This is a genomic window from Marinoscillum luteum, from assembly GCF_044005705.1.
Classification (GTDB): Bacteria; Bacteroidota; Bacteroidia; order Cytophagales; family Cyclobacteriaceae; genus Marinoscillum; species Marinoscillum luteum.
Genome location: NZ_JBIPKE010000019.1, coordinates 485,119 through 511,363, shown reverse-complemented (window position 1 = coordinate 511,363; position 26,245 = coordinate 485,119). Strand labels below are relative to the sequence as shown.

The 26,245-nt window shown below is 42.8% G+C and carries 26 protein-coding genes; 21 read left to right on the top strand and 5 right to left on the bottom strand.

Annotation, left to right across the window (positions count from 1 at the left end):
* Positions 1–6: 6 nt before the first annotated feature.
* The 5 genes from ccsA (ACHKAR_RS17260) to ACHKAR_RS17240 are packed head-to-tail and all read right to left on the bottom strand — an operon-like array spanning position 7 to position 4,479.
* Complete coding sequence (gene ccsA / locus ACHKAR_RS17260) at positions 7–2,526, bottom strand: cytochrome c biogenesis protein CcsA (RefSeq protein WP_395418675.1); 2,520 nt, start codon at positions 2,524–2,526, stop codon at positions 7–9.
* Positions 2,527–2,529: 3 nt separating this feature from the next.
* Positions 2,530–2,934, bottom strand: coding sequence for a cytochrome c maturation protein CcmE domain-containing protein (locus ACHKAR_RS17255; protein WP_159582750.1), 405 nt, complete (start codon positions 2,932–2,934; stop codon positions 2,530–2,532).
* A 3-nt stretch (positions 2,935–2,937) separates the two neighbouring features.
* Complete coding sequence (locus ACHKAR_RS17250; RefSeq protein ID WP_221413340.1) at positions 2,938–3,147, bottom strand: CcmD family protein; 210 nt, start codon at positions 3,145–3,147, stop codon at positions 2,938–2,940.
* 4 nt (positions 3,148–3,151) lie between these two features.
* Positions 3,152–3,811: a cytochrome c biogenesis protein CcsA gene (gene ccsA / locus ACHKAR_RS17245; RefSeq protein WP_395418818.1), complete on the bottom strand. Its 660-nt coding sequence runs from the start codon at positions 3,809–3,811 to the stop codon at positions 3,152–3,154.
* Positions 3,812–3,825: 14 nt separating this feature from the next.
* Complete coding sequence (locus tag ACHKAR_RS17240) at positions 3,826–4,479, bottom strand: heme exporter protein CcmB (RefSeq protein ID WP_395418674.1); 654 nt, start codon at positions 4,477–4,479, stop codon at positions 3,826–3,828.
* 90 nt (positions 4,480–4,569) lie between these two features.
* Here ACHKAR_RS17240 and ACHKAR_RS17235 point away from each other — a divergent pair, with 90 nt between their 5' ends.
* The 21 genes from ACHKAR_RS17235 (at position 4,570) to ACHKAR_RS17135 (ending at position 26,220) form a co-directional block, all read left to right on the top strand.
* Positions 4,570–5,589 carry an NAD-dependent epimerase gene (locus ACHKAR_RS17235; protein ID WP_255465386.1) on the top strand — a complete coding sequence of 340 codons (1,020 nt, stop codon included), beginning with the start codon at positions 4,570–4,572 and terminating at the stop codon, positions 5,587–5,589.
* Positions 5,590–5,597: 8 nt separating this feature from the next.
* Positions 5,598–6,644, top strand: a complete 1,047-nt coding sequence (gene rfbB, locus ACHKAR_RS17230; protein WP_395418673.1) for a dTDP-glucose 4,6-dehydratase — start codon at positions 5,598–5,600, stop codon at positions 6,642–6,644.
* Entirely contained in the window at positions 6,641–7,507 is an 867-nt protein-coding gene (gene rfbA, locus ACHKAR_RS17225; RefSeq protein WP_395418672.1) for a glucose-1-phosphate thymidylyltransferase RfbA, read from the top strand. The genes rfbB and rfbA overlap by 4 nt, the downstream gene beginning before the upstream one ends.
* On the top strand, positions 7,498–8,040 hold the full coding sequence (gene rfbC, locus ACHKAR_RS17220; RefSeq protein WP_395418670.1) for a dTDP-4-dehydrorhamnose 3,5-epimerase: 543 nt from the start codon (positions 7,498–7,500) through the stop codon (positions 8,038–8,040). The genes rfbA and rfbC overlap by 10 nt, the downstream gene beginning before the upstream one ends.
* 1 nt (position 8,041) lies before the next feature.
* Positions 8,042–8,986, top strand: coding sequence for a UDP-glucuronic acid decarboxylase family protein (locus tag ACHKAR_RS17215; RefSeq protein WP_159582757.1), 945 nt, complete (start codon positions 8,042–8,044; stop codon positions 8,984–8,986).
* An 8-nt stretch (positions 8,987–8,994) separates the two neighbouring features.
* Complete coding sequence (locus ACHKAR_RS17210; RefSeq protein ID WP_395418668.1) at positions 8,995–10,248, top strand: nucleotide sugar dehydrogenase; 1,254 nt, start codon at positions 8,995–8,997, stop codon at positions 10,246–10,248.
* Between the two features lie 64 nt (positions 10,249–10,312).
* A complete protein-coding gene (gene cysC / locus ACHKAR_RS17205) occupies positions 10,313–10,909 on the top strand; it encodes an adenylyl-sulfate kinase (protein ID WP_221413341.1) in 597 nt (198 codons plus the stop codon).
* A 3-nt stretch (positions 10,910–10,912) separates the two neighbouring features.
* Complete coding sequence (cysD, locus tag ACHKAR_RS17200; RefSeq protein WP_159582759.1) at positions 10,913–11,818, top strand: sulfate adenylyltransferase subunit CysD; 906 nt, start codon at positions 10,913–10,915, stop codon at positions 11,816–11,818.
* Positions 11,819–11,912: 94 nt separating this feature from the next.
* Positions 11,913–12,263, top strand: a complete 351-nt coding sequence (locus tag ACHKAR_RS17195) for a four helix bundle protein (protein WP_159582760.1) — start codon at positions 11,913–11,915, stop codon at positions 12,261–12,263.
* Position 12,264: 1 nt separating this feature from the next.
* Positions 12,265–13,557: a sulfate adenylyltransferase subunit CysN gene (cysN, locus tag ACHKAR_RS17190; RefSeq protein ID WP_159582761.1), complete on the top strand. Its 1,293-nt coding sequence runs from the start codon at positions 12,265–12,267 to the stop codon at positions 13,555–13,557.
* 73 nt (positions 13,558–13,630) lie between these two features.
* The gene (gene cysQ / locus ACHKAR_RS17185; protein WP_395418666.1) at positions 13,631–14,392 is read left to right on the top strand and encodes a 3'(2'),5'-bisphosphate nucleotidase CysQ; all 762 of its coding nucleotides are present in this window, start codon (positions 13,631–13,633) and stop codon (positions 14,390–14,392) included.
* Between the two features lie 75 nt (positions 14,393–14,467).
* Positions 14,468–16,951 (top strand): SLBB domain-containing protein, encoded by a 2,484-nt coding sequence (locus ACHKAR_RS17180; RefSeq protein ID WP_395418665.1) that lies wholly within the window; start codon positions 14,468–14,470, stop codon positions 16,949–16,951.
* 122 nt (positions 16,952–17,073) lie between these two features.
* The gene (locus ACHKAR_RS17175) at positions 17,074–18,132 is read left to right on the top strand and encodes a Wzz/FepE/Etk N-terminal domain-containing protein (RefSeq protein ID WP_395418664.1); all 1,059 of its coding nucleotides are present in this window, start codon (positions 17,074–17,076) and stop codon (positions 18,130–18,132) included.
* Entirely contained in the window at positions 18,126–19,136 is a 1,011-nt protein-coding gene (pseB, locus tag ACHKAR_RS17170) for a UDP-N-acetylglucosamine 4,6-dehydratase (inverting) (protein WP_395418663.1), read from the top strand. Before ACHKAR_RS17175 ends, pseB begins: the two co-directional genes overlap by 7 nt.
* Complete coding sequence (gene pseC, locus ACHKAR_RS17165; RefSeq protein WP_395418662.1) at positions 19,133–20,341, top strand: UDP-4-amino-4,6-dideoxy-N-acetyl-beta-L-altrosamine transaminase; 1,209 nt, start codon at positions 19,133–19,135, stop codon at positions 20,339–20,341. Before pseB ends, pseC begins: the two co-directional genes overlap by 4 nt.
* Before the next feature lie 6 nt (positions 20,342–20,347).
* Positions 20,348–21,217, top strand: coding sequence for an aldo/keto reductase (locus ACHKAR_RS17160; RefSeq protein WP_395418661.1), 870 nt, complete (start codon positions 20,348–20,350; stop codon positions 21,215–21,217).
* Complete coding sequence (locus ACHKAR_RS17155) at positions 21,186–21,977, top strand: SDR family oxidoreductase (RefSeq protein ID WP_395418660.1); 792 nt, start codon at positions 21,186–21,188, stop codon at positions 21,975–21,977. The genes ACHKAR_RS17160 and ACHKAR_RS17155 overlap by 32 nt, the downstream gene beginning before the upstream one ends.
* Entirely contained in the window at positions 21,952–22,689 is a 738-nt protein-coding gene (locus ACHKAR_RS17150; RefSeq protein ID WP_395418659.1) for a cytidylyltransferase domain-containing protein, read from the top strand. Before ACHKAR_RS17155 ends, ACHKAR_RS17150 begins: the two co-directional genes overlap by 26 nt.
* 156 nt (positions 22,690–22,845) lie before the next feature.
* Positions 22,846–23,787, top strand: a complete 942-nt coding sequence (locus ACHKAR_RS17145; RefSeq protein WP_395418658.1) for a GNAT family N-acetyltransferase — start codon at positions 22,846–22,848, stop codon at positions 23,785–23,787.
* Positions 23,784–24,821 carry a pseudaminic acid synthase gene (pseI, locus tag ACHKAR_RS17140; RefSeq protein WP_395418656.1) on the top strand — a complete coding sequence of 346 codons (1,038 nt, stop codon included), beginning with the start codon at positions 23,784–23,786 and terminating at the stop codon, positions 24,819–24,821. The genes ACHKAR_RS17145 and pseI overlap by 4 nt, the downstream gene beginning before the upstream one ends.
* Complete coding sequence (locus ACHKAR_RS17135) at positions 24,805–26,220, top strand: BNR-4 repeat-containing protein (protein WP_395418654.1); 1,416 nt, start codon at positions 24,805–24,807, stop codon at positions 26,218–26,220. Before pseI ends, ACHKAR_RS17135 begins: the two co-directional genes overlap by 17 nt.
* Positions 26,221–26,245: the final 25 nt, after the last annotated feature.

The window sequence follows — 26,245 nt, the reverse complement described above, 5'->3', positions numbered from 1 at the left end:
TGCAAATTACTCCATTCCTTTGTCACGCATCTTTTTAAACTCAGTGTAGCGTCTGTTGATAGCGATACCAAAACCGATAACGAGTAGTAACGTGCCCGACCAGAGGATATTGATCCATGGCTTTTCCACTGCCTCTATGATGATCCAGTCTTTTTGCGTGGTACTCAAACCAAAAACAAAGCTATTCTCTTCTGGTCTGATGGACTGAATTGTGATTCTGGAGGCAAGATCACTGACCACATCGGGAATACGGCCGGCCATTTTGTCCTTGATGATATAAATAGGCTCGGCAGTATACGTTTTTTGTTCACCTTCTATTTCAATGATCGCTTTCACTGCTACGTCAGAGGGCCCCATTTCCACTCCTTCTATGCGCGATACGGGCACCATGTCGATAAACCTTGCCACATAGTCATTGATGAAAAACTGATCTCCGGGAGTCACGGTGATTTCTTGAATTTCACTCCACTCCACAGTTTGTTCCGGGTCGGGAAAGGTTCTCACATGCGTATAGAGATCAGCTTTGAGGGTACGGCTGATATCAGGTGAGTACACAATCATGTCCATTGTTTCATTGATTTGCACCCTTGGGAAAAGTGTGAATTTGCTCCCATCCAACTTGCTATATTCTATTTCGAAGTAGCTGTTTTCAGGGTTGATGATGGCTATGGTATCTCCTTTTTTGATGGCTACATCGGTGCTCGATCGGCTGTCATTACCCATTACCAGCTGTAGTGGGCTGATGGCTCCTGCAATGTCGTTGATGTCTACATAACCCGAGTTTTTGGTCAGCTTTCTCAGTCCCTTGTAGTTGAGGGAATAGCCTGCCATCTGCCTTGGCTCATTCAGAAATAAGAGGAGATTGTTTTGGTTGACCTCATCCGGAAATTCTTTACTCCAGAGCAGACCCGTATTGTTTTTCGAAAGTATTTTGGAATACCCCGAGCTGAACAGAATACCAATCAGCATCATGGCCACCCCGATGTGGGCAATGGACCCGCCGGAGAGCTTTATGTTGGATCTGGCTACGGAGATGAGGATTTTCCCATTGGCAAAAATAGAATATACGGAAGCGGTCAGTAATAAAAGATACCAGATATTCTGAACTTTGGCCAAGATGAAAATCAGGGCGGTTACCATTAATGAAAGCATCACTGGTACAGTGAGCTCTTGTTTGAGTTTTTTGCTATCGATCTTTTTCCACCAAAAAAACTGGCCGGTACCAGAAAGTACGGCCAATAGTATGGCAAAGTAAAGTTGAAACTGCGTATAAAAGCCCACTTGGTCTGCAGGAGGTGCCATATTAGAGGTACCTCCGAAGGCTTCCACGATTTCATTCCAGACTGGAATGGAGGTGGGGATGATGACCTGAAATGCCATCAGGGATAGCACTGTGGCTCCCATGAAAATCCAAAATTCACGTGAATAGGCGGAGGTTTCCTCTTTACTTTCTGGAATATTTTTCCAGGCCCTGACAGCCAGAAATATGGACAGGCCAGTGAACACAAACAAGTAGATGAGCAACTGCCCTGAGAGCCCCAGGTCAGTAAAAGAGTGTACAGAGGCGTTGCCCAATACTCCACTTCTCGTGAGGAAGGTGGAATAGACGATGAGTACATAGGTAGACAGAATCAAGATAATGGAAGCCTTAAGCGCGGCATCACTTTTCTTGAAAGCTATCATGGTATGAATGCCTGCCACCATGACAAGCCATGGTACGTAAATGGCATTTTCCACAGGATCCCAGTTCCAGTAGCCTCCAAAGTTCAAGGTCTCGTAGGCCCAGTAGGCTCCCATCAAAATGCCCACACCAAGCACTGCTGCTGAGAACTGAGCCCACGGAAGGGCTGGCCTGATCCATTCTTTGTATTTGCCCGTGATCAATCCTGCTATGGCATAAGCAAAGGGGATGACCGTGGTGGCAAAACCAAGGAATAGGGTAGGAGGGTGAATGACCATCCAATAATTTTGAAGCAGAGGGTTCAATCCTCGTCCATCCTCCGGGATAAAGTCTGGTTGAATCCGGAATATGGCATCGCTCACAACATCTCTTAGCAGGATGAAAGGGGAGCTCCCGATCTTCACATCGAAAATCACTACCCCCATAATCATGGAAACCAGAAATACCTGAGTAAAGGTAAATACCGCCATGAGGGAGGGCCTCCAGGATTTGTTGGTGTGAATTAGGATGAGGCCTAGCACCGCATTCCAAAACATCCAGAGTAGGAAGGATCCTTCCTGACCATTCCAAAAGCTGGACACCTGATAGTATGGTGGCAGGAATTTGGAGGTGTAGTTGTAAACATAATGGTACTCAAACATGTGACCGGAGATCATCACGAAGAGGGTGATCACTATGCTGAATATAGCTATGGCATGTACATAAAAGGCCCCTTTGGCAAACCGGGTCCATTTCTGCTCATGGTCATTGATATTTTTGGCAAAAGCGTAAGTGGCAACTATGGCTGATACGAACGCCAATATAACCAGGAGGTGGCCCAAGTTGCCCGGGAAGTAGTGAATCATAGATTATACATTGACGCCTTCTTCCTGGTATTTAGAAGGGCATTTGAGTAATATTTTGTCTGCTACAAAATTTCCATTTTGGTAGGCTCCCACCACCACTACCTGCTCAGATCGAAGAAAGTCCGTGGGCATGGGGTTAGGGTAATACACGACTTGAGAAACATTGTTCTCATCCAGCATTTCAAATTTGAAGGAAAGCATATCCGGGCTGCTTTCGATCCCAACTACTTCTCCTTCTGAAGTTTTTTTGAGCTTGCCTACCACGTGGATTTTGTTGTTGTTACCCTTTTCGGCCAGTGCTTTGGCGTCCTCGAAAGTGACATAGGCACTGGCGTCACCTGCGGTGGTCATGATGACCACTATGGCAATAGCGATGATGATGATTCCAAAAATGTGACTCTTTTTCATGGGTTATTTTTTATTGATGTCTTCTTCCAATTTCTTCAGTTTCCTGTCGATCCTCAGCAGGTAATAAAATAAACCGCCCAATATGATCAGGACCACCGCCAGGACCACATATATTTTCCCTTCACTTCGGAAAGTGTCCGCCATAGGAATCTGCAAGAGGATGGTGCTCAAAACAACCCCCAGGCTGTTCAATAAGTTCGGTAGTAAGTACATGAGGTTAATCATCTGTTTTTTGAATTAAAAGCGCATATCGGATTTTAATGGTAGCCACCCAAAAGCCGAGGAGTGTCCAGCCAATCACGGCTGGGTAAAAAACCATTCTGAGGTTGCTGTCCAGGTCATAGGCATTAAATCCCGGGTTTCCACCGTTGCCAGGATGCAGGCTGTCTGTCATCCTGGGTAGGATAAAGAGCAATGGGATCAAGGCTGCAAATGCGAAAATGTTATATACTGCTGAAATCCGGGCTTTTTGCTGTTCATCCTGAAGAGATCCTCGCAAAATGAAGTATGCAAAGTAGATGAGTAGCCCAATGGCTGAAGCGTTCTGCTTGGGATCACTACTCCACGGTTCGCCCCAGGTGAAAGTGGCCCAGAACATGCCGGTGACCATCCCCAATACTCCAAATAGAATGCCGACAGTGGCCAGTTGGCTACTGATAATGTCGTGCTTGTGTTCACCATTTGATAAATACCGAATGGAGTGGATCACGGAAGCCAAAAACAAAAAAAGCATGCCAAACCACATCGGTACATGGAAGTGAAGCACGCGGATGGTTTCATTCAGAATAGGAAGACGTGGGACCGTAAAAAGAAGGCCACCCACTACTATATAGGCTAGTAAAATCATTGCCAGCCACTTCCACCAGTCCGTCTTCAAAAGATAATTCATAGCTAGGATTTCCAGGTAAAAGGAAACAGTATATAAGAGAGCGCAATGATAATAACATTCACGCTCAGGAGTGTAATCAGGTTGTCGTTTATGTCACTCCAAGATCCACCCAAAACAATCGTCTTGGAATTGGAAATGGCTAGTATCAGAATAGGTATGATGACTGGGAATCCTAAAATGGCCATCATCACAGCGTTGTTGTTGGTTTTGCTGGCAATGGATGAAACCATAGTAAATGCAGAGGATAAACCAAATGAACCCACCAGTAGGTTGACCACAAAAGGCGCCATTTCTTTTACCGGAAAGCCCAGAAAAATAGTATACACCAACAATGCTCCTCCGATGAGAAGCCATTGGTAGAGGCTATAATAGATGAGCTTGGCCAGAATGATGCGCTCCGGTCTGATCAGATGAAAATAGTAAAGCGTTCGGTCTTCCTCCTGCGAGAAGCTCTTTGCCACGGCATTGATGGAGATAAAGAGTAAAATGAGCCAAAAAAGAGCGTTCCAGGTTTTGGGCTCAATAAAGCCCGTGAAGGACAGGTAACTGGTGATGATCAGTGAGGTGATATACAGCAGAATGCCCGCCAGCGGGTATTTCGAGCGCCAGTCTATTTGTAAATCTTTGTAAATCAACCATCTCAGTTGCTTGAGCATGTGGCAAAATTAAGAGTTAAAAACCTTACAATGCTCATGATTACTTGTAAAAAGGGCACAATGATTTTAGCATTGCATAAAAAAAATCCCTTGGAGAAGCAGACACCCATTTTGGTCACCGGTACAGCCGGTTTTATAGGATTTCATTTAGCCCGCCGATTATTGAACGAAGGTTATCAGGTTGTAGGCATAGATATGGTCAATGACTACTATGATCTTCAGCTCAAGGAAGATCGGCTTAAAATACTCGAAGCGTTCGAGGGATTTACCTTTTACCGCTTCAACCTGATGGACAAACCTAAGGTGTTCGAATGTTTTGAGAAGCATGGCTTTCAATATGCCGTGAATCTAGCGGCGCAGGCTGGCGTGAGGCATTCACTGACACACCCGCAGGATTATATTGATTACAATCTCACTGCTTTCCTGAATATTCTTGAAGCTTGTAAAAAGTTCGGAATTAAGCACCTTGTATATGCGTCCTCCAGTTCGGTGTACGGCGCAAATACCAATTTGCCTTTTTCCGAAAAACACAATATTGACCACCCGGTCTCTCTATATGCCGTGACAAAGAAGGCCAATGAGCTCATGGCTCATGCTTATTCGGTGAATTATAACATTCCTACTACTGGATTGAGGTTTTTCTCGGCCTACGGTACCTGGGGCAGGCCCGATATGGCCATGTTCATATTCGCTACCAAAATGCTCAAAGATGAACCCATAGATGTTTATAACAATGGGCAGATGCTCCGGGATTTCACTTATGTAGATGATATACTTGAGGGCATTTGCAGGTTATTGCCCCAGCCAAGCCTTCCTGATCCGGCATGGGACTCCAATGATCCTAATCCCAGTACAAGTTTTGGACCCTACCGGATATTCAATATTGGAAACAATTCGCCTGTCAAATTGATGGATTTTATTGAGGCGATTGAGAAGAAGATTGGGAAAAAGGCTAAAATCAATTTCTTACCTCTCCAGACCGGGGATGTACCATCAAGCGTGTCGGATGTTTCAGCGCTTGAGGAAGCCGTGGGCTATAAGCCTTCGACAAGTATTGAGACAGGAATTAATAACTTCATGGACTGGTACAGGGAGTACTATAATCTATAAATTGAGGAATGAAAAAAGTGCTTATCACAGGGGGAGCAGGCTTCATAGGATCTCATGTGGTCCGATTGTTCGTAAAAAAATACCCTGAGTACCATGTTTTCAATCTGGACAAATTGACCTACGCAGGGAATCTTGAGAACCTTCGTGATGTCGAGGCTGCTCCTAATTATACCTTTATTAAGGGAGATATTTGCGATGCTTCTCTGTTGGAGGAGCTTTTCAAAAAAAATGATTTTGATGGGGTCATTCACCTGGCTGCAGAATCACATGTGGACCGATCCATCAGTAATCCGATGGCCTTTGTGGAAACTAATGTCTTGGGAACGGTAACCCTTCTCAACGCAGCGAAGGCTAATTGGAAAGGAAAACCAGGCAAGCGTTTTTATCATGTCTCAACGGATGAGGTATATGGTTCTCTAGGAGCGGAAGGTTACTTTACCGAGGCTACACCATACGATCCAAAATCGCCCTATTCGGCTTCCAAGGCTGCATCGGATCATTTTGTGCGGGCGTATCACAATACCTACCAACTACCTGTCATTATCTCCAATTGCTCTAACAACTATGGGTCTTTTCATTTTCCGGAAAAGTTGATCCCACTTACCATACATAATATTCAGCAAGGGAAGTCAATCCCCGTATATGGAAAAGGCGAGAACATCCGGGATTGGTTGTTTGTGGAGGATCATGCGATCGCCATTGACGTGATCTACCACAAAGGGAAAACTGGCGAGACCTATAATATTGGTGGTTTCAACGAATGGACCAATATTGATTTAGTGAGACTGCTCTGCAAGATTATGGACCGGAAACTTGGACATGTGCCTGGCACTTCTGATCGACTGATCACATTCGTCACCGACAGGGCTGGTCATGATTTGAGGTATGCCATTGATGCATCCAAACTTAAAAATGAACTCGGTTGGGAGCCATCCCTACAGTTTGAAGAAGGGCTGGAGAAAACGGTCGACTGGTATCTGGAAAATCAGGATTGGTTGTCAGATGTCACTTCGGGGGAGTATCAAAATTATTACAACGCACACTACCAGCAATGAAAGGAATCATACTAGCCGGCGGCTCAGGTACGAGACTGCACCCTTTGACACATGCCATTAGTAAGCAGATTCTGCCTGTTTATGACAAGCCGATGATCTATTATCCTCTTTCAGTGCTCATGCTGGCTGGTATCCGGGAGATATTGATCATTTCTACCCCAAGAGATTTACCCGTATTTGAGGAACTCTTAGGCAATGGAGAAAATCTGGGCTGTAAGTTTTCCTACGCGGTTCAGGAAAAACCTGAAGGTCTGGCACAGGCATTTATCATTGGTGAGCAGTTCATTGGTACTGACACTGTTGCCCTTGTGCTTGGGGATAACATATTTTATGCTTCAGGATTCTCCAAAAAGTTACAGGCATGTGCTGATCCCACGGGGGGAATCGTTTTTGCCTATCATGTGACAGACCCACAACGCTACGGAGTGGTTGACTTTGACGAGCATGGCCGGGTGCTCTCAATAGAGGAAAAGCCCGCCAACCCAAAATCAAACTACGCCGTGCCCGGGTTGTATTTCTATGACAATGAAGTGGTGGGCATAGCCAAGAGTATCAAGCCCAGCGCAAGGGGCGAGCTTGAAATCACGGAGGTCAACAATCAATACCTAAAGGCAGGAAAGTTAAGGGTGGAGAAGTTGGACAGGGGAACGGCCTGGCTTGATACCGGCACTTTCAAATCACTCATGCAGGCAGGGGAATTTGTTAGAGCGATCGAGGAGCGTCAAGGGTTGAAAATAGGCTGTATTGAAGAAGTTGCATTCAAAATGGGGTTTATCACCCGGAAACAGCTGGAAGCACTAGCCGAACCACTATTGAAAAGCGGATATGGGGAATACTTATTGCAGGTGCCAAGATGGAAGTGATTGAGACAGCATTGAAGGATTGCTTTATCATAAAAACGAAGGTTTTTGGTGATGAACGAGGATTTTTTCTGGAATCATTCAACCAGAAAGGACTGGCCGAGCAAGGCATTCATTTTGACGTAAAGCAGATTAACTTTGCCAAATCTGAGAAAAATGTTTTGCGTGGCCTCCATTATCAGATAGCACCTTTTGGACAAACCAAGCTGGTGGGGGTGATTTCGGGAGCAGTAGTTGATGTGGTGGTCGATATCAGAAAATCCTCGCCTACATTTGGTCAGTCTCTCAAAATCGAGATCAGTACACAGGACACTTTTTTACTGATCCCAAAAGGATTTGCCCATGGCTATTATACCTTAGCGGATGAAACCATTTTCTATTATGCGGTGGACAATTCTTATTCACCCGAAAGTGAACGGGGAATCATATATACTGATCCCGATTTAAATATTGATTGGGGCATAAATGGAACGCCAAAGATTTCCACAAAAGATCAACATCAGTCCCTGATGTCAAAAGCTGAATTATTTGATTAGAATGACAAAGAAGAAAGTATTAATAACAGGAGGAGCAGGTTTTTTGGGTTCGCATTTATGTGATCGCTTTATTGCTGAAGGTTACGCTGTAGTAGCCATGGATAATTTACTTACCGGCGACATTTCCAATATAGAGCATTTGATGGGACACAAGGATTTTGAGTTCCAACACCATGATGTGTCTAAGTTTGTACACGTGGCAGGAGACCTTGAGTACATTCTCCACTTTGCTTCTCCGGCTAGTCCAATTGATTACCTGAAGATGCCCATTCAGACCATGAAGGTAGGCTCCCTTGGTACATTAAATTGCCTGGGCCTGGCTAAGGATAAAGGAGCTCGGATGCTTATCGCTTCTACCTCTGAGGTATATGGGGATCCGTTGGTGCATCCTCAGACAGAGGATTATTGGGGTAATGTCAATCCAGTGGGCCCCCGAGGAGTTTATGATGAAGCCAAGCGATTTCAAGAGGCTCTGACTATGGCTTATCATACTTTTCATGGCTTGGAGACGAGAATTGTGCGAATCTTCAACACGTTTGGCCCCAGAATGAGGTTGGACGATGGCAGGGTGCTACCTGCATTTATTTCTCAAGCCCTTAAAGGTGAAGATCTGACGGCTTTTGGGGATGGTTCTCAGACCAGGTCATTTACCTATGTAGATGATTTGGTGGAAGGGATTTATCGATTATTGAAAAGCGATTATGCCAGCCCCGTGAATATTGGTAATCCGGAAGAGATCACCATTAACGAGTTCGGCGAGGAGATCATCCGGTTGACAGGAAGCAAGTCCAAGATCAGCTATAACCCGCTGCCCAAAGATGATCCGAAGCAGCGCAAGCCGGATATTACCCTGGCGAAAGAACTACTGGGGTGGGAGCCGAAGTACACGCGGTCCGAAGGTTTAAAGCCAACTCTTGAGTATTTCAAAAAGAAAGTATTGGGCTAAGAATAGAAATGGAATTCAAAGTTGCTGTCATAGGTCTGGGATATGTAGGACTACCACTTGCAGTGGAATCAGGGAGGACATACAAAACAATCGGGTTTGATATTAATACCACAAGAATATCGGAGCTGAGGGAAGGCACCGATAGAACTCAGGAGGTGGATAAAGAGGATTTGTTGGGCGCAAAGCATCTCACGTTTTCTTCAGAGCCGTCAGATCTTTCAGGTTGCAATTTTTACATTGTTACAGTGCCCACTCCTGTGGACCAGCACAAAAAGCCAGATCTGAGCCCGATAATTAGTGCATCTAGGATGATCTCTTCCTTTTTGAAAAAAGGTGATATTGTGGTTTATGAATCCACAGTTTATCCTGGTTGTACAGAGGAGATGTGTGTGCCAGAGCTCGAGAAGAGTGGACTGGTATTCAATGAAGACTTTTTCTGCGGCTATTCACCGGAAAGGATCAATCCTGGAGATAAAGTTCACCGGCTGACGACTATCTTAAAGGTTACGAGTGGCAGCAATCCCGAAACTGCAGAAACAGTGGATCATTTTTATAAGTCTATCGTCACTGCGGGTACCTACAAAGCCTCTTCTATTAAAGTGGCTGAGGCAGCGAAAGTGATTGAAAATTCCCAGCGCGACATTAACATTGCCTTCGTCAATGAGCTGAGTTTGATCTTTGATAGGGTGGGAATTGATACCCAGGAGGTTTTGGAAGCTGCTGGTACCAAGTGGAATTTTCTGAAATTCACACCCGGGCTTGTAGGGGGGCATTGTATCGGGGTTGATCCCTTTTACCTTACCTATAAAGCGGAAGAGTTGGGCTATCATCCGCAGGTGATTCTTTCGGGAAGGAAGATCAATGACAACATGGGAGCTTATGTGGCACAGCGTACGATCAAGTTGCTTTCACAGAAGAAGAAGCTAAGTCAGCAAACAAAAGTTCTGATTCTGGGAATCACCTTCAAAGAGAACTGTCCGGATATCCGAAACTCACGCGTCATTGATATTTACAGAGAACTGGTTGACTTTGGGGTGGATACGGATGTGTTTGACCCCAATGCGGATCAGGTAGAAGTGTCAGTAGAATATGGTATAAATATGCTTAATGAGCCAGTTTACAGCAGTTACGAGGCGATTATACTGGCAGTCGCTCACGGTCAGTTTCTGGAATTGGATTGGTCATCAATACGAAATAATATATCAGTAATTTTTGATGTAAAGGGGCTTTTACCTAAAGAATTCGTAGATTCGCGCCTTTAATGGTTTGTTTTTTTCAACAATTCGACAAAAAACTGAATAAATAATCAGTTTCAATAACAAAACATTGAGTATCCAGGAAAACATCATACCGCACGATCATGCCATTAAACTGGAAGACAGAGTCCGGAAGAACGGCTATGCACCTAAACTGATCTGGTTTACAGGTCTTTCAGGATCTGGAAAATCAACATTGGCAAGTGCTTTTGAAGTCTACCTGTTCAATCAGGGATATGGTACGTATATTCTGGATGGAGATAATGTGCGTTCGGGTTTGAATAAGGATCTGGATTTTTCTGATTCCAGCCGAGTGGAGAACATTCGTCGGATTGCTGAAGTGTCTAAACTTTTCGTGGATGCCGGAGTAGTGGTGTTAACGGCTTTTATCTCACCGTTTAGGGCAGATAGGGCGCAAGCCAGGGATTTAGTGGGAGGAGAAAATTTCATTGAGGTGTTTGTGGATACACCTATTGAGGTGTGTGAACAAAGAGATGTGAAGGGCCTATATGCCAAGGCGAGAGCGGGAAAAATTCCGAATTTTACAGGGATAGATTCTCCTTTTGAGACCCCGGAACATCCTGATGTACACATACGGACTGCCGGCCAATCAGTGGAGGAGTCCCTTAAAGAATTGATCGAACAAATAGTACCAAAATTAAAATAGCAAATGAAGAGCTATAATTTGACGCACCTTAAGGAGTTAGAAGCAGAGTCGATATACGTCTTGAGAGAGGTTTTTGCGCAATTTGAAAATCCCGCCATTTTATTTTCTGGGGGTAAAGATTCTATTGTAGTTACCCACCTTGCCAGAAAGGCCTTTCATCCTGCAAAGATTCCATTTCCATTGGTGCATATCGATACTGGTCACAATTTTCCTGAAACCATCGATTTCCGGGATAAGTTAGTGGAGACCCTCGGAGCAAAACTGGTAGTAGGGTCTGTTCAAAAGTCCATTAATGATGGCAGAGCGGCCGAGGAGCGAGGTAAAAATGCCACCAGAAATGCCATTCAGACAGTGACACTACTGGATACAATCGAGGAAAATCAATTCGATGCGGCCATAGGTGGAGCAAGACGGGATGAGGAGAAGGCACGAGCCAAAGAACGGTTTTTTTCTCACAGAGATGAATTTGGTCAGTGGGATCCTAAAAATCAAAGGCCTGAGCTTTGGAATATCTTCAATGGGAAGCAGCACCATGGTGAACACTTTAGGGTGTTTCCATTGAGCAATTGGACGGAAATGGATGTTTGGCAATACATTTTGGCTGAGAACATCGACATCCCTTCATTGTATTTCGCGCATAAGCGGAAGGTGATCAGACGAAGCAATACCTGGCTTCCTGTTTCGGATTTCATACAGATTGATCCAAAAGAAGAAGTGGTGGAAAAGATCATAAGATTCCGAACGCTGGGAGATATTACCATTACAGGCGGGGTGGAGTCAGATGCTGATACCCTTGAAAAAATCGTGGAAGAGGTAGCCGCGGCAAGGAACACGGAACGAGGAGACAGGGAAGATGACAAGCGCTCTGAGACGGCTATGGAAGACAGAAAGCGGCAGGGGTATTTTTAGTGGATTAGCCATTAGCTGTTGGGTATTAGGCTTTGGCGGCTAGGTATAGGTATTGGCCTATAGCTGTAAGCTATTTGACTTTTGAACTAACTAGATGAGGGACTTTACGAAGTATGATGTTTGGAATAACGCAATCAGCTTATCAGTGAAGATTTATTCCCTCACAGCCAACTATCCGGGTGAAGAAAAATATGGACTCGTTAGCCAGTTGAGAAGGGCTTCGGTTTCAGTGCCTTCTAATTTTGCCGAAGGATGTAGTCGATCATCAGAAAAGGATTTCAAGAGATTCATTGAAATTGCGATTGGGTCGGCTTTTGAGCTTAAAACCCAGCTGGTTATTTCCAATAAGTTGGGACATTTATCAGAGAGAGATTTTTCATCTGTAATTGATGATCTTGATATTATTGCAAAACAACTAAATTCTTTTAGGAATAAATTGAATTAAAATGAGCAAAACAGGCGAACAGCCAACAGCCAAAGCGAATAGCTACCTGGACATGGAGCTACTTCGATTCACCACCGCAGGCAGTGTGGATGATGGAAAGAGCACCCTCATTGGAAGACTGTTATTTGATTCCAAATCGATTTTTGAGGATCAGATGGAGCAGGTGCGTCAGTCAAGTGAGCGAAAGGGACTCGAAGGGGCAGATTTGGCTTTGCTGACAGACGGGCTAAAGGATGAGCGTGAGCAAGGAATTACCATTGACGTGGCCTACCGATACTTTGCTACACCCAAGCGGAAGTTTATTATTGCGGATACACCGGGCCATATACAGTATACCAGAAACATGGTCACAGGGGCGTCTACGGCCAATGTTGCTTTGATCCTTATAGATGCCAGAAATGGCGTTGTAGATCAGACTTGTCGTCACTCCATCATTGCTTCATTGCTTCAGATTCCACACCTCGTGGTTTGTGTCAATAAGATGGATCTGGTGGATTATAGCCAGGAAGTTTATGACAATATCGTAGAGAGCTTTGAGAATTTTGCTTCGAAATTGGAAGTAAAGGATGTGAGGTTTATACCCATCAGCGCACTGAAGGGGGACAATGTGGTGAACAGAAGTGAGAATATGTCCTGGTTTGAAGGCTCTACTTTGCTCTATACCCTAGAACATATGCACATCGGTAGCGATCACAACCACATCGATTGCAGGTTTCCTGTACAGACGGTTATCAGGCCTAAATCTGATAAGTATCATGACTATAGAGGGTATGCCGGCCGCATAGCCGGAGGAATTTTCAAGCCTGGAGATGAAGTGACCGTGCTGCCATCAGGATTTAGTTCTAAAATCAAATCAATTGAAACCTTTGATGGCCCTATCGAGGAGGCGTATGCGCCCATGTCGGTGACGATCACACTAGAGGATGATGTGGACGTGAGCAGAGGAGACATGCTCGTAAGAACTAATAATCAGCCTGAAGCAAAACAGGATTTGGAAGTGATGCTTTGTTGGTTGAATCAGAAAGGCCCCATGCCAAGGACTAAGTATACGCTGCGTCATACCACTGCTGACATGAAAGCCATGATCAAAGAGGTGAGGTATAAGCTGGATATCAATACCCTTCACCGGAATGAGGAGGACAAGAATGTAGGGATGAATGATATTTGTAGGGTACAGCTGAGGACTACCAAGCCAGTTCTGGCAGATTCTTACAGAAAAAACAGACAGACAGGGAGTATCATATTGGTTGACGATGCTACCAACGAGACTGTGGCAGCAGGTATGATTATCTGATTTTATTCAAAAACAATAACCTAACAGTCACCTGCATTCTATTATAGAGTGCAGGTGACTTTTCTTTACGCATATGGACTTCAAGAACCTTTTAGAGATAGCCAAAATCGCCGCTCAGAAGGCGAGTGTGGAAATTCTTCGTATTTACGACTCGGGTGATTTTTCTATTGAGGCAAAATCTGACCACTCACCTCTGACCCTGGCAGATAAGGCATCACACCAGGCCATTGTTAAGGAGTTGGAGCCGACGGGAATTCCCATTCTGAGTGAAGAAGGAAATTCGATTCCCTATGAAACGAGAAGCCAGTGGGACTACTTCTGGATGATTGATCCATTGGACGGAACCAAGGAGTTTATCAAAAAAAATGGAGAGTTCACGGTAAACATTGCGTTGATTCATGAGAATCGAGCCATACTTGGGGTGGTTTTTACACCAGTGTTGAATGATCTTTTTTGGGCGGTCAAAGGAGAAGGTTCCTTTAAAAATGGTGACCGCATAAGTTCAAACCACTTCAGCCTGAGCGACAAAGGCCTCAATGTGGTGGCTTCCAGGTCTCATTTGAATGACGAAACGCAGGCCTATCTGGACGGGTTGAATGAGCCTCAGACGCTATCCAAGGGAAGTTCCTTGAAATTACTAATGATTGCGGAGGGGGTGGCAGATCTCTATCCACGATATGCACCCACCATGGAATGGGATACCGCTGCGGCCCAAATTATCGTTGAGGAAGCTGGCGGCACAGTTACAGTGAAGGGAACCAAGAGACCGGTGGCTTACAATAAGAAGGACCTGTTGAATCCACATTTTTTGGTGGCTGGCGGCTTGAAAAGCTAGCTCATCAGGTTTTTTTCATACCAATCAGATTCATCAATCGTTTTACTACCTTTGCATCCGAAATTTGAAAATAGAATGAGTAAAGTCATTATCAGAATTTTTCTGGTTTGTATCATTACGGTTGCACATGTTGCGATTGCCCAAGCGCAGGACGCTTCCAGCATACAGAACCTGCAGAATGTCAATGTAGATGAACTGAGCGATCAGCAGGTTCAGAAGTTCATCGATCAAATGGAGGCCAGTGGGTATTCCGAACAACAGCTTGAAGTCCTTGCCAGAGCCCGTGGCATGTCCTCTGCTCAGATGTCCAAGCTTAGACAAAGAATCGCAAAGCTTCAATCAGGAAGCAGTGGAGGAGGAAGTAAGGAAATATCGAGAGGTAGAACCTCAACGATCGATTACAATAGACAGGCCAATGATGAAAACCGGTCGTCAACATTTGATCCCTTTGCATCCATTTTCCCACTAGATACCTTAAAGGATGATTCAGAATTAAAAATTTTTGGACTTTCTTTTTTTAAGAATCAGAACCTCACCTTCGAGCCGAGTTTAAGTATTGCCACTCCAAAAGGGTATCAGATTGGTGCTGGAGACCAAATCATTATTGATGTGTGGGGCGCTTCAGAACAGACCTATCAATTAGAAGTATCACCGGAGGGGTCTATCATTATTCCAAGTTTGGGGCCTATTTATCTGAATGGACTTTCTATGGAGCGGGCTGAATCAAGAATTTTGTCCAAGTTGAAGGCCATTTATAGCACCCTGGGGGACAATACTCATGCTCAGGTGAGCCTTGGTCAAACAAGAACCATTAATGTTAATGTGATTGGTGAAGTAGACCGACCAGGAACCTATCAGATGTCCTCGTTTGGGACTGCTTTCAATGCCTTGTATTTTGCAGGGGGTCCGAATAACAAGGGTTCGCTTAGGGATATTCAGGTATTCAGGGGCGGGCAAAAAGTGGCTACTCTGGATGCTTATAGTTTTTTGATTTACGGCGAGGGTCAGAATATCATGCTTCAGGATCAGGATGTACTGTTGGTAAAGCCTTATCTCAATCGGATTTCCATTGATGGAGAGGTGAAGCGTCCGGCCATATATGAAATAAAGGCTGAGGAATCTTTATCAAAGCTTCTGGAGTTCTCAGGGGGATTCACTGACAGGGCATACCAGGCAAGCATTTCACTAAGAAGAAATTTGGGAAACCGAAAAACCGTCCAGACCATATCACCTGACGACTTTGCAGGATTTAAGTTACAGGGGGGGGATTACATTGAGATCGGGGCCATTCAGGATCAGTTTATCGGAAGGGTTCGGATAGAGGGAGCAGTGAATCATCCCGGTGAGTTTGAACTCAAAGAAGGCATGATGTTGTCTGATCTAATAGCTGTTTCAGATGGATTCCGAGCAGATGTCTTCTTGCCAAGAGCGATAGTGATCAGGCAGAATGATGATTTAACCCTTTCAAATTTGGCTTTTTCTCCTCAAGAAGTACTGAATGGAACCTTTGATTTGGCATTGAAATCAGAAGATCTGATTAGGGTTCAATCGCTTTTCGACATGAAAGAGAACTATACGGTGTCTATTCAGGGTGAGGTGTTGATCCCTGGCAATTATCCGTTTGCAAAAGGGATGACCGTGGAGAATCTCATTTATCTGGCGAATGGTTTTAAGGAAACTGCAGCTAAGTCTTTTGTGGAGGTGGCTCGTAGGGTTACAGAGGACATGGGAGACGGGAGCAATGCATCTGAGATTTTCAATTTTCCAATTGATCAGAATTTGTCGTTGAATGCAACTGGTTCGCAATTTGAGTTGAAACCCTTTGATCTGGTGGTGATCCGTAAGTCACCTTTCTATGAAAAACAAAGTATTATAGAGATTGAAGGGGAAGTACAATATCCGGGGAAATATGCTCTTCAAACCAAAAACGAACGTATCTCTGATGTGTTGAAGCGGGCTGGGGGATTGACTGCTTTCGCCTATGCCAAGGGAGCCTCTTTAATCCGCCGAACGGAGTATTATGTGTCGGAAGATGAGGGCGATGAAGCGGCAAAGATTAGGAGAGAGGAACTAACAAGCCTACTGGAAAGAGATACGCTCATAGACAAAAGTCAACAAGCATTTAAAGCACAAGAATCCATAGGAATTCGTTTAGTTGAAATTCTTGAAAACCCCGGCTCTGGTTTTGATCTAATCCTCAAGGAGGGGGATGTGATTAGTGTGCCGAGGGAGTTGCAAACTGTAAGAATACGTGGCGAGGTACTCTACCCAAGTACCGTGCGGTTTGATAAGTCGAATTCCTTCAATCAATTTATTTCGAAGGCGGGGGGGTTTGCAGACAACGCCAAGAGAAACAAGTCTTACGTGGTTTATGCCAATGGTAGCGCCGAACGCACCAGAAGTTTTCTGTGGTTTAGGGATTATCCTAAAGTGGAACCCGGGGCTGAAGTGATTATTCCCAGGAGACCTGCAAAAAGGAAACTGAGTCCCGGAGAGATTATTAGCATAACCACGGGTATAGGCACTTTGGCACTTATTATTAATAATTTGACAAGATGATGCTGGGTTACCCTTGGTTTATTTCAGATTACCACTTCATGACAGTATGAACCTTTACCGAAATCCTCATTTTTTAAACTTATCTTTGCGATCGGATTAGTATGAAAGAACCAAACAAAGTCATGCAAGAAGATGTAATTGATCTCCTTGAGCTTGCTCGGGTCATCTGGTCCAAACGTCGCTTTATCCTGAAAGTAACGGGCACCTTCATGGCGGTTGGCCTGCTCATCGCTTTCACCTCCAAAGTAGAATACGAAGCTTCATGTAAACTGATGCCGGAAAATCAAGAGGGGATGAAAGGAAATTTCGGTGGGTTGGGTGGTTTGGCTGGTCTGGCTGGGATTGACTTGGGAGGTATGGGAGCCACCGGATCACTCACACCCGAACTCTACCCGGAGATCGTGAAAAGCATCCCTTTCCAGTTAGAACTCATTCACACCCCCATCCGCTTCGAAAAACTCGACTCACTGTTGAGTAGTTACACCTACTTTACCGAGATCGATAGGCCATCGCTCTTTGGCTTCTTAGCTGAATATACCATCGGCCTGCCGGGGAAGGCCAAAGGACTCTTTAGGGCTGAGGAAGTGGCCCCCACCAACCCTCCGGATGACCTGATCCACCTGACCAAAGGCGACTGGAAGCTACTGGAAAAGTACCGGGAAAGGGTAAATGTATCCGTAGACACCAAGACGGGAGTAATTATTGTAACCACCGAGATGCCTGACCCTTATGCCGCTGCCCGGTTGACAGACCTCTTGGTAAAAAAACTCACTGTGGAAGTGACAGAATACAAAATAGGAAAAGCCAAAGTAAACCTCGAATTTATCCGTGAACGGTATGCTGAGGCTGAAAAGGAGTATGAGGTAAAGCAAAGGCAAGTCGCACGTTTTGCGGATCAAAACAAGAACATCACTAGCTCGATGGTACAGACAGAGTATCAGCGCCTGCAAAATGAGATGAACATTGCCTTTGAAGTTTATAAAGGTTTAGCTTCTCAGATGGAACAGGCAAAGATTAAAGTCAAAGAGGAGACACCTGTTTTTACGGTGCTGGAGCCGGTGAAGGTTCCTGTGGAAAAAAGTAAACCCAAGCGAGTATTGATTTTAGCGAGCTTTTTATTCAGTGGGTTAATTGGAGTTTGTTTATATGTAATTATTAATTATAGTATTTCGAGATGTTAAACAATAAATCAATTCTTATTACTGGAGGTACTGGTTCTCTGGGTAAAGCACTTACCCAACATGTTTTAACCAAATATCCCAATGTAAAGAGATTAGTCATCTTCTCAAGGGATGAACAAAAGCAGTTTCAGATGGCTCAGGAGTATCCGTATGATAAATTCCCCCAGGTCAGGTTTTTTATTGGGGATGTGCGTGATAAGAGTCGGTTGGTAAGGGCTTTTCAGGGCATTGACTATGTAATTCATGCTGCTGCCATGAAGCATGTACCCATTGCTGAATACAATCCGGAAGAGTGTATCAAAACGAATATTGGAGGAGCACAAAATGTGGTGGATGCCAGTCTGAAGACAAAGGTAGAGCGGGTAGTGGCTTTATCTACAGACAAAGCATGTGCTCCAATCAATCTATACGGAGCAACCAAACTGACTTCCGATAAACTATTTATAGCGGCCAACAACATTCGTGGGAATAACCCCATTAAGTTTTCGGTAGTAAGGTACGGTAATGTAATGGGCTCTAATGGTTCCGTAATCCCTTTTTTTATTAATAAGAAAAAGGATGGGGTCTTACCCATTACAGATCCTGAAATGACACGCTTTAATATTTCCCTTCAGGGTGGTGTGAATATGGTGATGCATGCTTTGGAACACGCATGGGGTGGGGAGCTATTTGTCCCAAAAATACCTTCCTATAAGATAATGGATGTAGCCGAAGCGATTGGCCCAGAATGTGATAAGCCAGTAGTTGGGATTCGTCCCGGGGAAAAGGTACATGAAGAAATGATTACTGCTTCAGATTCATTTTATACGTATGATCTGGGTAAGTACTATGCCATACTTCCAGCAACACATCAGTGGAGTTTGCAGGATTACATCAAAGAATTTAATGCCACCAAAGTAATACAAGGCTTTCGATACAATTCCGGAGAGAATACGGAATGGGAAAGTATAGATTCGCTAAGAAGTCTGATAATTGAGCATGTTGACCCTAACTTTAAGGTATGAGGCAGCGGATTATCCCATATGGAAAGCAAAATATAACGGATGAGGATGTTCAGGCTGTAGTTGATGCTTTAAGGTCTGACTACCTGACTCAAGGTCCTCGAATCGAAGAATTTGAAGTGGCTTTTGCTAATTATGTTGGCTCAAAATATGCGGTAGCGGTTGCTAATGGTACGGCAGCTCTACATCTTTGCGCCTTAGCTTTGGGAGTTAAGGAGGGAGATAAGGTAATTACTACACCGATCACCTTCGCAGCTTCGGCAAATTGTGTAAGGTACTGTGGAGGAGAAGTGGTGTTTGCTGATATAGACCCGAAAACCTACCTTCTGGATATCAATAGGGTGCGAGAACTGTTGGAAGCATCGCCAAAGGGAACCTACAAAGGAATAATTCCAGTTGATTTTGCTGGCAGAGCTGTGGATCTGGAAAGATTCAGAGAACTCGCAAATGAATTCGGTTTATGGATCATTGAAGATGCCTGTCATGCTCCGGGTGGTTATTTTGTCGACAGCCAGGGTCAGGAGCAAAAGTGTGGTAATGGACAGTTTGCAGGTCTTGCCATTTTTTCTTTTCATCCGGTAAAGCATATTGCCGCAGGTGAAGGGGGAATGATCACAACAAATGATGAAGCATTATATAAAAAACTACTGAAGCTTCGTACACACGGAATAACCAAAGACTCAGGAGAATTTCAAAATTCTCATGAGTTTGCTTCCAGTGAACAACAAATCTCCAATAGTGGATGGCCAGGTTGGTATATGGAGATGCAGGAGTTGGGATATAACTATCGCTTGACTGACCTTCAGTGTGCTCTTGGATTAAGTCAGTTAGGAAGAGCTGATGGCGGGATCAAAAGGAGAAGAGAAATAGCATCAGACTACAATGAAGCATTTATTGGTAAGCCATTTGTCAAGAGTCAATCAGGGTTTGTAGAGGGTCATGCTTATCACCTGTATATATTGGAAGTAGAGAATCGCTTTGGGCTTTACAATCGTTTACGAGACAGCAATATCTATGCTCAGATCCACTATATTCCATGTCACTTAATGCCATATTATCGTCAATTTGGCTGGAAAGAAGGTGACTTGCCAAATGCCGAGAACTACTATCAAAACTGCATTAGTTTGCCTTTGTATCCTTCTCTTACCAAAGGGGATCTTACCTTTGTCATTGAAACAATATTGAAGTTCTATCAAACAGAAAGTTGAAATATTTTGATTAATAAATTAGCAATTGGTTCCGTTCAATTTGGCTTGGATTATGGTATCAGCAATGAATCTGGAATAGTAGCGAATAATGAAGTAAGAGCTATTTTAGATTATTGTAGGGAGGTAGGAATTGATACGATTGATACAGCCTATGGTTATGGCAATAGCGAAGAAAAGCTTGGGGAGCAGAGGATAGGGGATTTTAAGCTAGTGACCAAATTCCCTGATACGGATGAAATTCAACTATCCGAATACTTACGACAGAGCTTGTCAAGATTAGCTGTTAACAAACTATACGGATATATGGCTCATAATGTCAATTGTTTGATTAAAAACCCATCAATCTGGCAGAGATTGATGGGGTATAAGGAAGAGGGAATTATCAAGAAAATTGGGTTTTCATTATATAGACCGGAAGAACTTTTAAGGCTTTTGGACATGGGGATGGTTCCGGATATTATCCAAATCCCATATAATATATTAGATAATAGATTTGAAGGCCACTTTTCGACATTAAGAAAAGAGAATATTGAAGTTCATGCACGTTCTTGCTTTTTACAGGGACTTTTTTTTCTAAAACCAGAAAATTTGCCTTCTTTTTTTGATCCTATCAAACATTGGATGAAACAGTTTCAGGAAATGTATCTTTCAGCTGATAGTAAAGTCAATGTTTTATTAAATTATGTTCTTTATAATAGTTACATAGACAAAGTTGTAATTGGAATAGATAGCCTTCAACAGTTGAGGCAAAATGTCAATTTAGTTGGAGCTGTTCATGAACAGCTTGCAAGCCCTGAAACACCTGTCTCTGAACAAATTTTATTACCCTTTAATTGGCCAAAGATTGAGCGCGAAACCATTAAGTATCACCACTAAAGATAAAGTTGTTTTGATTACTGGGGGCTATGGTCATCTGGGTAAGGGCATAGTGGATAATTTATCTTATCATGGAGCAACGGTGTATGTTTTGGGGAGATCGGAAGCAAAATTTATGGAGAAGTTCCAGCAAAGTAACTTTGATCAGATCCACTTTGTTTTCTGTGATATTAAGGATGGCGATTCAATGCTGAAGGCAATTGAAAGCGTTTTAGACAAAGAAAAGAGGATTGATGCCATTATTAATAATGCGTTCTATGTGGAAGGTAATAACCCAGAGGAGTTGGACAACACTCAATGGAATATTAGTATTGATGGTACACTAAATACGCTATTTAGATCAATTAGGGCCATAGTTCCTGTTTTTAGAAAAATGAAAGGAGGTAGCATTATTAATGTATCCTCCATGTATGGATTAGTGGCGCCAGATTTTGATGTTTATGATGGTTTATCTCAACTCTTAAGCCCTCCACATTATGGAGCTGGTAAAGCTGGAGTGATCCAACTAACGAAGTATTATGCGAGTTATTTGGGTAAGGAGGGAATTAGAGTGAATTGTATTTCTCCAGGCCCATTTCCCTCATACACCGTACAACAGAATAAAGAATTTATTAAAAGGTTAGAAAAGAAAACAGCTTTACATCGCATCGGGCTTCCTGAAGAAATAGGAGGTATTTTTACATTTCTTGTATCTGATGCATCAAGTTTTGTCACAGGTCAAAATTTCATAGTAGATGGTGGGTGGACAATCAAATCTTAAAATTGGTGCTATTATACAAGCTAGATTTCAGTCAACTCGACTACCTGGTAAAGTACTTATGCCCATGCCTTTTCCTGACGGGCCACCAATTCTGGGACGAATAGCAGAGGCTCTTAGGAAGGTGGAATTGATTGATCAAATTATTATCGCGACTTCCAGGAATGAAGAGAATGATCCAATTGAGGTCTTCGCCAAAAAAAGGAATATTTCAATATTCAGAGGAGATGAAAATGATGTGCAAAGTAGGTTCTTTGATCTTACCCAAACATATAATTTTGATCATGTAATAAGGCTAACGGGAGATAACCCAATGATAGATCCCAAGTATCTGACGGAGGCGATTAGATATCATATTGATTCAGATTGTGATTATACGAAAACACAAGGACTACCATTAGGTTCAAATTTTGAAGTAATAAAGTCTGCGTGTTTGCTTGACAGGATAGGTAAGATCAGAACAAATGCTGAAAAGGAACATGTAACGTATTTCATAGCAAACACAGATTTGATTAAAAAGAACATCATTGAATTCAATTTGCCTAATATGGATGTTCGATTTACTGTGGATTATCCTCAGGATTATGCGATGGTTTCTTTACTTTGTCATTTGACAAAAAGTTCCTTTGATTTAGATCAAATTACGTTGGAATTGGCTCAGCATAATTGGATGAAGGAGATTAATCTGGGAATGACACAAAAAAAAATTGATTGATTTGGGTAAGTTCTACTGTGGGGTTGAGCCCTTTAGCGGTGTAGGATATTGATGAATTGACTGATTGTAAATTGGCGGAAATTAAATATGAGCTCCTATAAGATTTTAAATCGGCAAAAATTTGTATCGGATGAGTATTCTATTATACCCATCAGAATGGAAGATCGTTATGATATCATGAAATGGCGCAATGAGCAGATTTATCACCTCAGGCAAGATAAGCCACTCACGAAAGAAGCGCAGGATCAGTATTTTAGTAATGTAGTCTTGAAACTATTTGACCAAGAGCAGCCCAATCAAATCCTGTTTACTTATCTAAAGGATTCTAAATGCATTGGCTACGGAGGCTTAGTTCATATTAATTGGGTAGACAAGAACGCAGAAATATCCTTTATAATGGATACCGCATTGGAAAAAGAGCATTTTGAGTTTCACTGGACTACTTATTTGGGATTAATAGAACAGCTAGCTTTTGAGGAACTTAACTTTCATAAAATCTTCACTTATGCTTTCGATCTAAGGCCTAGGTTGTATAGCGCAATGGCAAAGAGCGGGTTTAAACAGGAAGCTGTACTTAGAGAACATAGTTTTTTTGATGGCAAGTATATTGACGTAGTGATTCATGCGAAAATTTATTATCAATTCATATTGAGAGAGGCAACATCAGAGGACTTGGATGTCACCTATCAATGGGCAAATGATAAAACAGTAAGAGCCTTTGCCTATAATCAAATAGAAATAGCGAAAGAAGCACATACGGAGTGGTTTAAGGAAAAATTGCGATCCAATGCTTGCGCCTATTATATACTTGAAGCAAATAACAAAAAGGCCGGCTCCATCCGTTTCGATATAGAAGAAAACCAGCGAACTGCAAAGATTAGTTATTTGATTGATTCGCAATCGACCGGAAAAGGTTTTGGCACGTACTTACTTGAGAGGGGCGTAGCTAAGCTACTGAATGATAAGCCAGACCTAGCAACAGTTTATGGCTTTGTATTGAAAGATAATAAGGCGTCTATCAAAATATTTAAGAAGGCAAAATACGAAATCACTTTTGAGAGTGAAACTGAGTTAAAATTTGAAAGGAGATTAAAGTGAAAATTCAAAATAGAGAAATAGGAGAGAATCAGGCCGTATTTATCATCGCAGAGCTTTCAGCGAACCATAATGGGAGCTTAGAAACTGCCTTGGAAACCATTAAAGCAGCTAAAAGGGCAGGGGCAGACTGTATAAAATTGCAGACCTATACGGCAGATACCATCACCATTGATTCTCGCAAGGACGATTTTCTGATAAAGGGAACTATCTGGGAAGGTAAGAACCTGTACGATTTGTACAAAGAAGCCTATACCCCTTGGGAATGGCATGAGGCTTTATTTATGGCAGCAGCAGAGGAAGGGCTCATTTGTTTTTCTTCCCCCTTTGATAAAACTGCAGTAGATTTTTTGAAAAATCTGAACACCCCTGCCTATAAAATTGCCTCCTTTGAGATTACTGATATTCCTCTAATAGAATATGTAGCTTCACAAGGGAAACCTATTATTATATCTACTGGTATTGCCGAACACAAAGACATAGAACGAGCTTTGGATGCCTGCAGGAGAATGGGGAATGATAATATTGCCTTGCTAAAATGTACATCAAGTTACCCGGCACCTATTGAAGAGGCTAATATGGTAATGGTAAAAGATTTGGCAGAACGCTATGGTGTTATCTCCGGACTGTCCGACCACACAATGGGAAGCACAGTGCCCGTGGTGGCTACATGCTTTGGAGCAAAAATCATTGAAAAACATTTTATATTGGATCATTCAGTGGGAGGGCCTGATGCTTCTTTTTCTTTAGATGAAAAGGAGTTTACCGAAATGGTGAAGGCAGTGCGAGAAGCTGAAAAAGCAATTGGTAAAGTAGATTACACACTTACCGAGAAGCAAAAGAAAGGAAAAGATTTTTCTCGCTCCCTTTATGTTGTTGAAGATATCAAAAAAGGAGAGTTAATTACGGAGAATAATGTAAGAAGCATTAGGCCTGGTTATGGCATGCATCCTAGATTCTTACCTGAAATAATTGGTCGAACTTTCACTGTTGACTTGGAGAAAGGAAGTAGATTGAAAGATGACGTATACCATTAATGCTATTTCATATAGCTTCTTAGCACTTCTATTAGTGAGGTGTTTTGATCTGAAAGATGACTTTTTGAATGTCCCAAAGATCCAACAAACAGATTCGGTAGTGATTAATGTGTCAAATTATGGGTCATCAAGAGCTACTGGATATTCAGATTCTGGAAAGTTTATAGAAACTGATTCTACAATTCTATTCACATGGTTAGGGAATGATGATGACGATTTTATCGTTTACGTTAGCTCCTATAATAAACTAACTAGAAAGGTGACTCAGTCGATAGCCATTGATAAAGATGTAGACGATAATCATGGTGGAGCCTCAATGTTATTGGACAGTAAAGGTTTGATTCACATAGCATACGGACCTCATGCTTCTCAAATGAGATATAAGCAAAGTCTAAAACCTGGAGACATTGCCAGTTGGTCAGAAGTAGAATTCTTCGGTGATCGGTTAACCTATCCCTCAATGGTAATTGACAGTAATGACAATTTATATCTAATTGCTCGGCAATCAAACTGGAACGATCATTGGCCATTGGTTTTCTATCAAAAAAGCCCAGATGGCAATTGGCATGGAGGTGAGGAGTTATTGAATGGTTTTTACAAATCTTGGGTGGATAAGGGATATGCCTTTTCTTCAGGGCGAACCAATGGATATACTAGGTACAGCAAATCATTCGTATTGGATTCTAAGCAAAGAATGCATCTCAGTTTTAAGGTGGCAGAATACTTGCCGGAATCTATGAGTTCTCTTTCTCAGTATGAAAATGAGATGGCTTTTTATGTGATTGGTTATATGTATTCTGATGACTATGGTCAGACTTGGTTATCTCAAGGCCAGCAAGTAAGGATACCAGCATCACCATCCGATGTAGAAGTGATCGATGGAAGTTCAGATCCTCTGCTTTCAGAATGTCACCTGGAAATGGGATCCATGTCTGTAACTACAAATGGACTGCCAGTAGTAATCTATTCGCGAAATTATGAGAGTAATACCGAGCTTATTTTAGCGGAAAGAAATGTTGAAGGTGATTGGAATTATACCTCATTATCTGAAAGTTTAAATATTGGTGACAAACTTCCAATTTCTCCTTCTGGCCTGTCCATTGATGCAAATGGGAATGCATATGTGATTTTTACGTTGATTGATAAGGACGCATACTGCTTATGCACTGATACATGGGGCAATCAGACAAACACTGTTATGGTGGTAAGGTATTCTGAATTAAGCGAGATCATTTATGAATATACTTCGAAAGAACAAACATCTCCTGCATGGCTTCCAATAGCTTCAAATACTTACAATGCGGTTGACCCAGCCTTCATGTTCTTAAGTGGAGGGCGAGCTGCGGGCAATGATGAGAAGGTTGCAAATAATGTATATTTTATTGCAATTACAGATTGATAGCTATGATTGATAATGCCTTCAG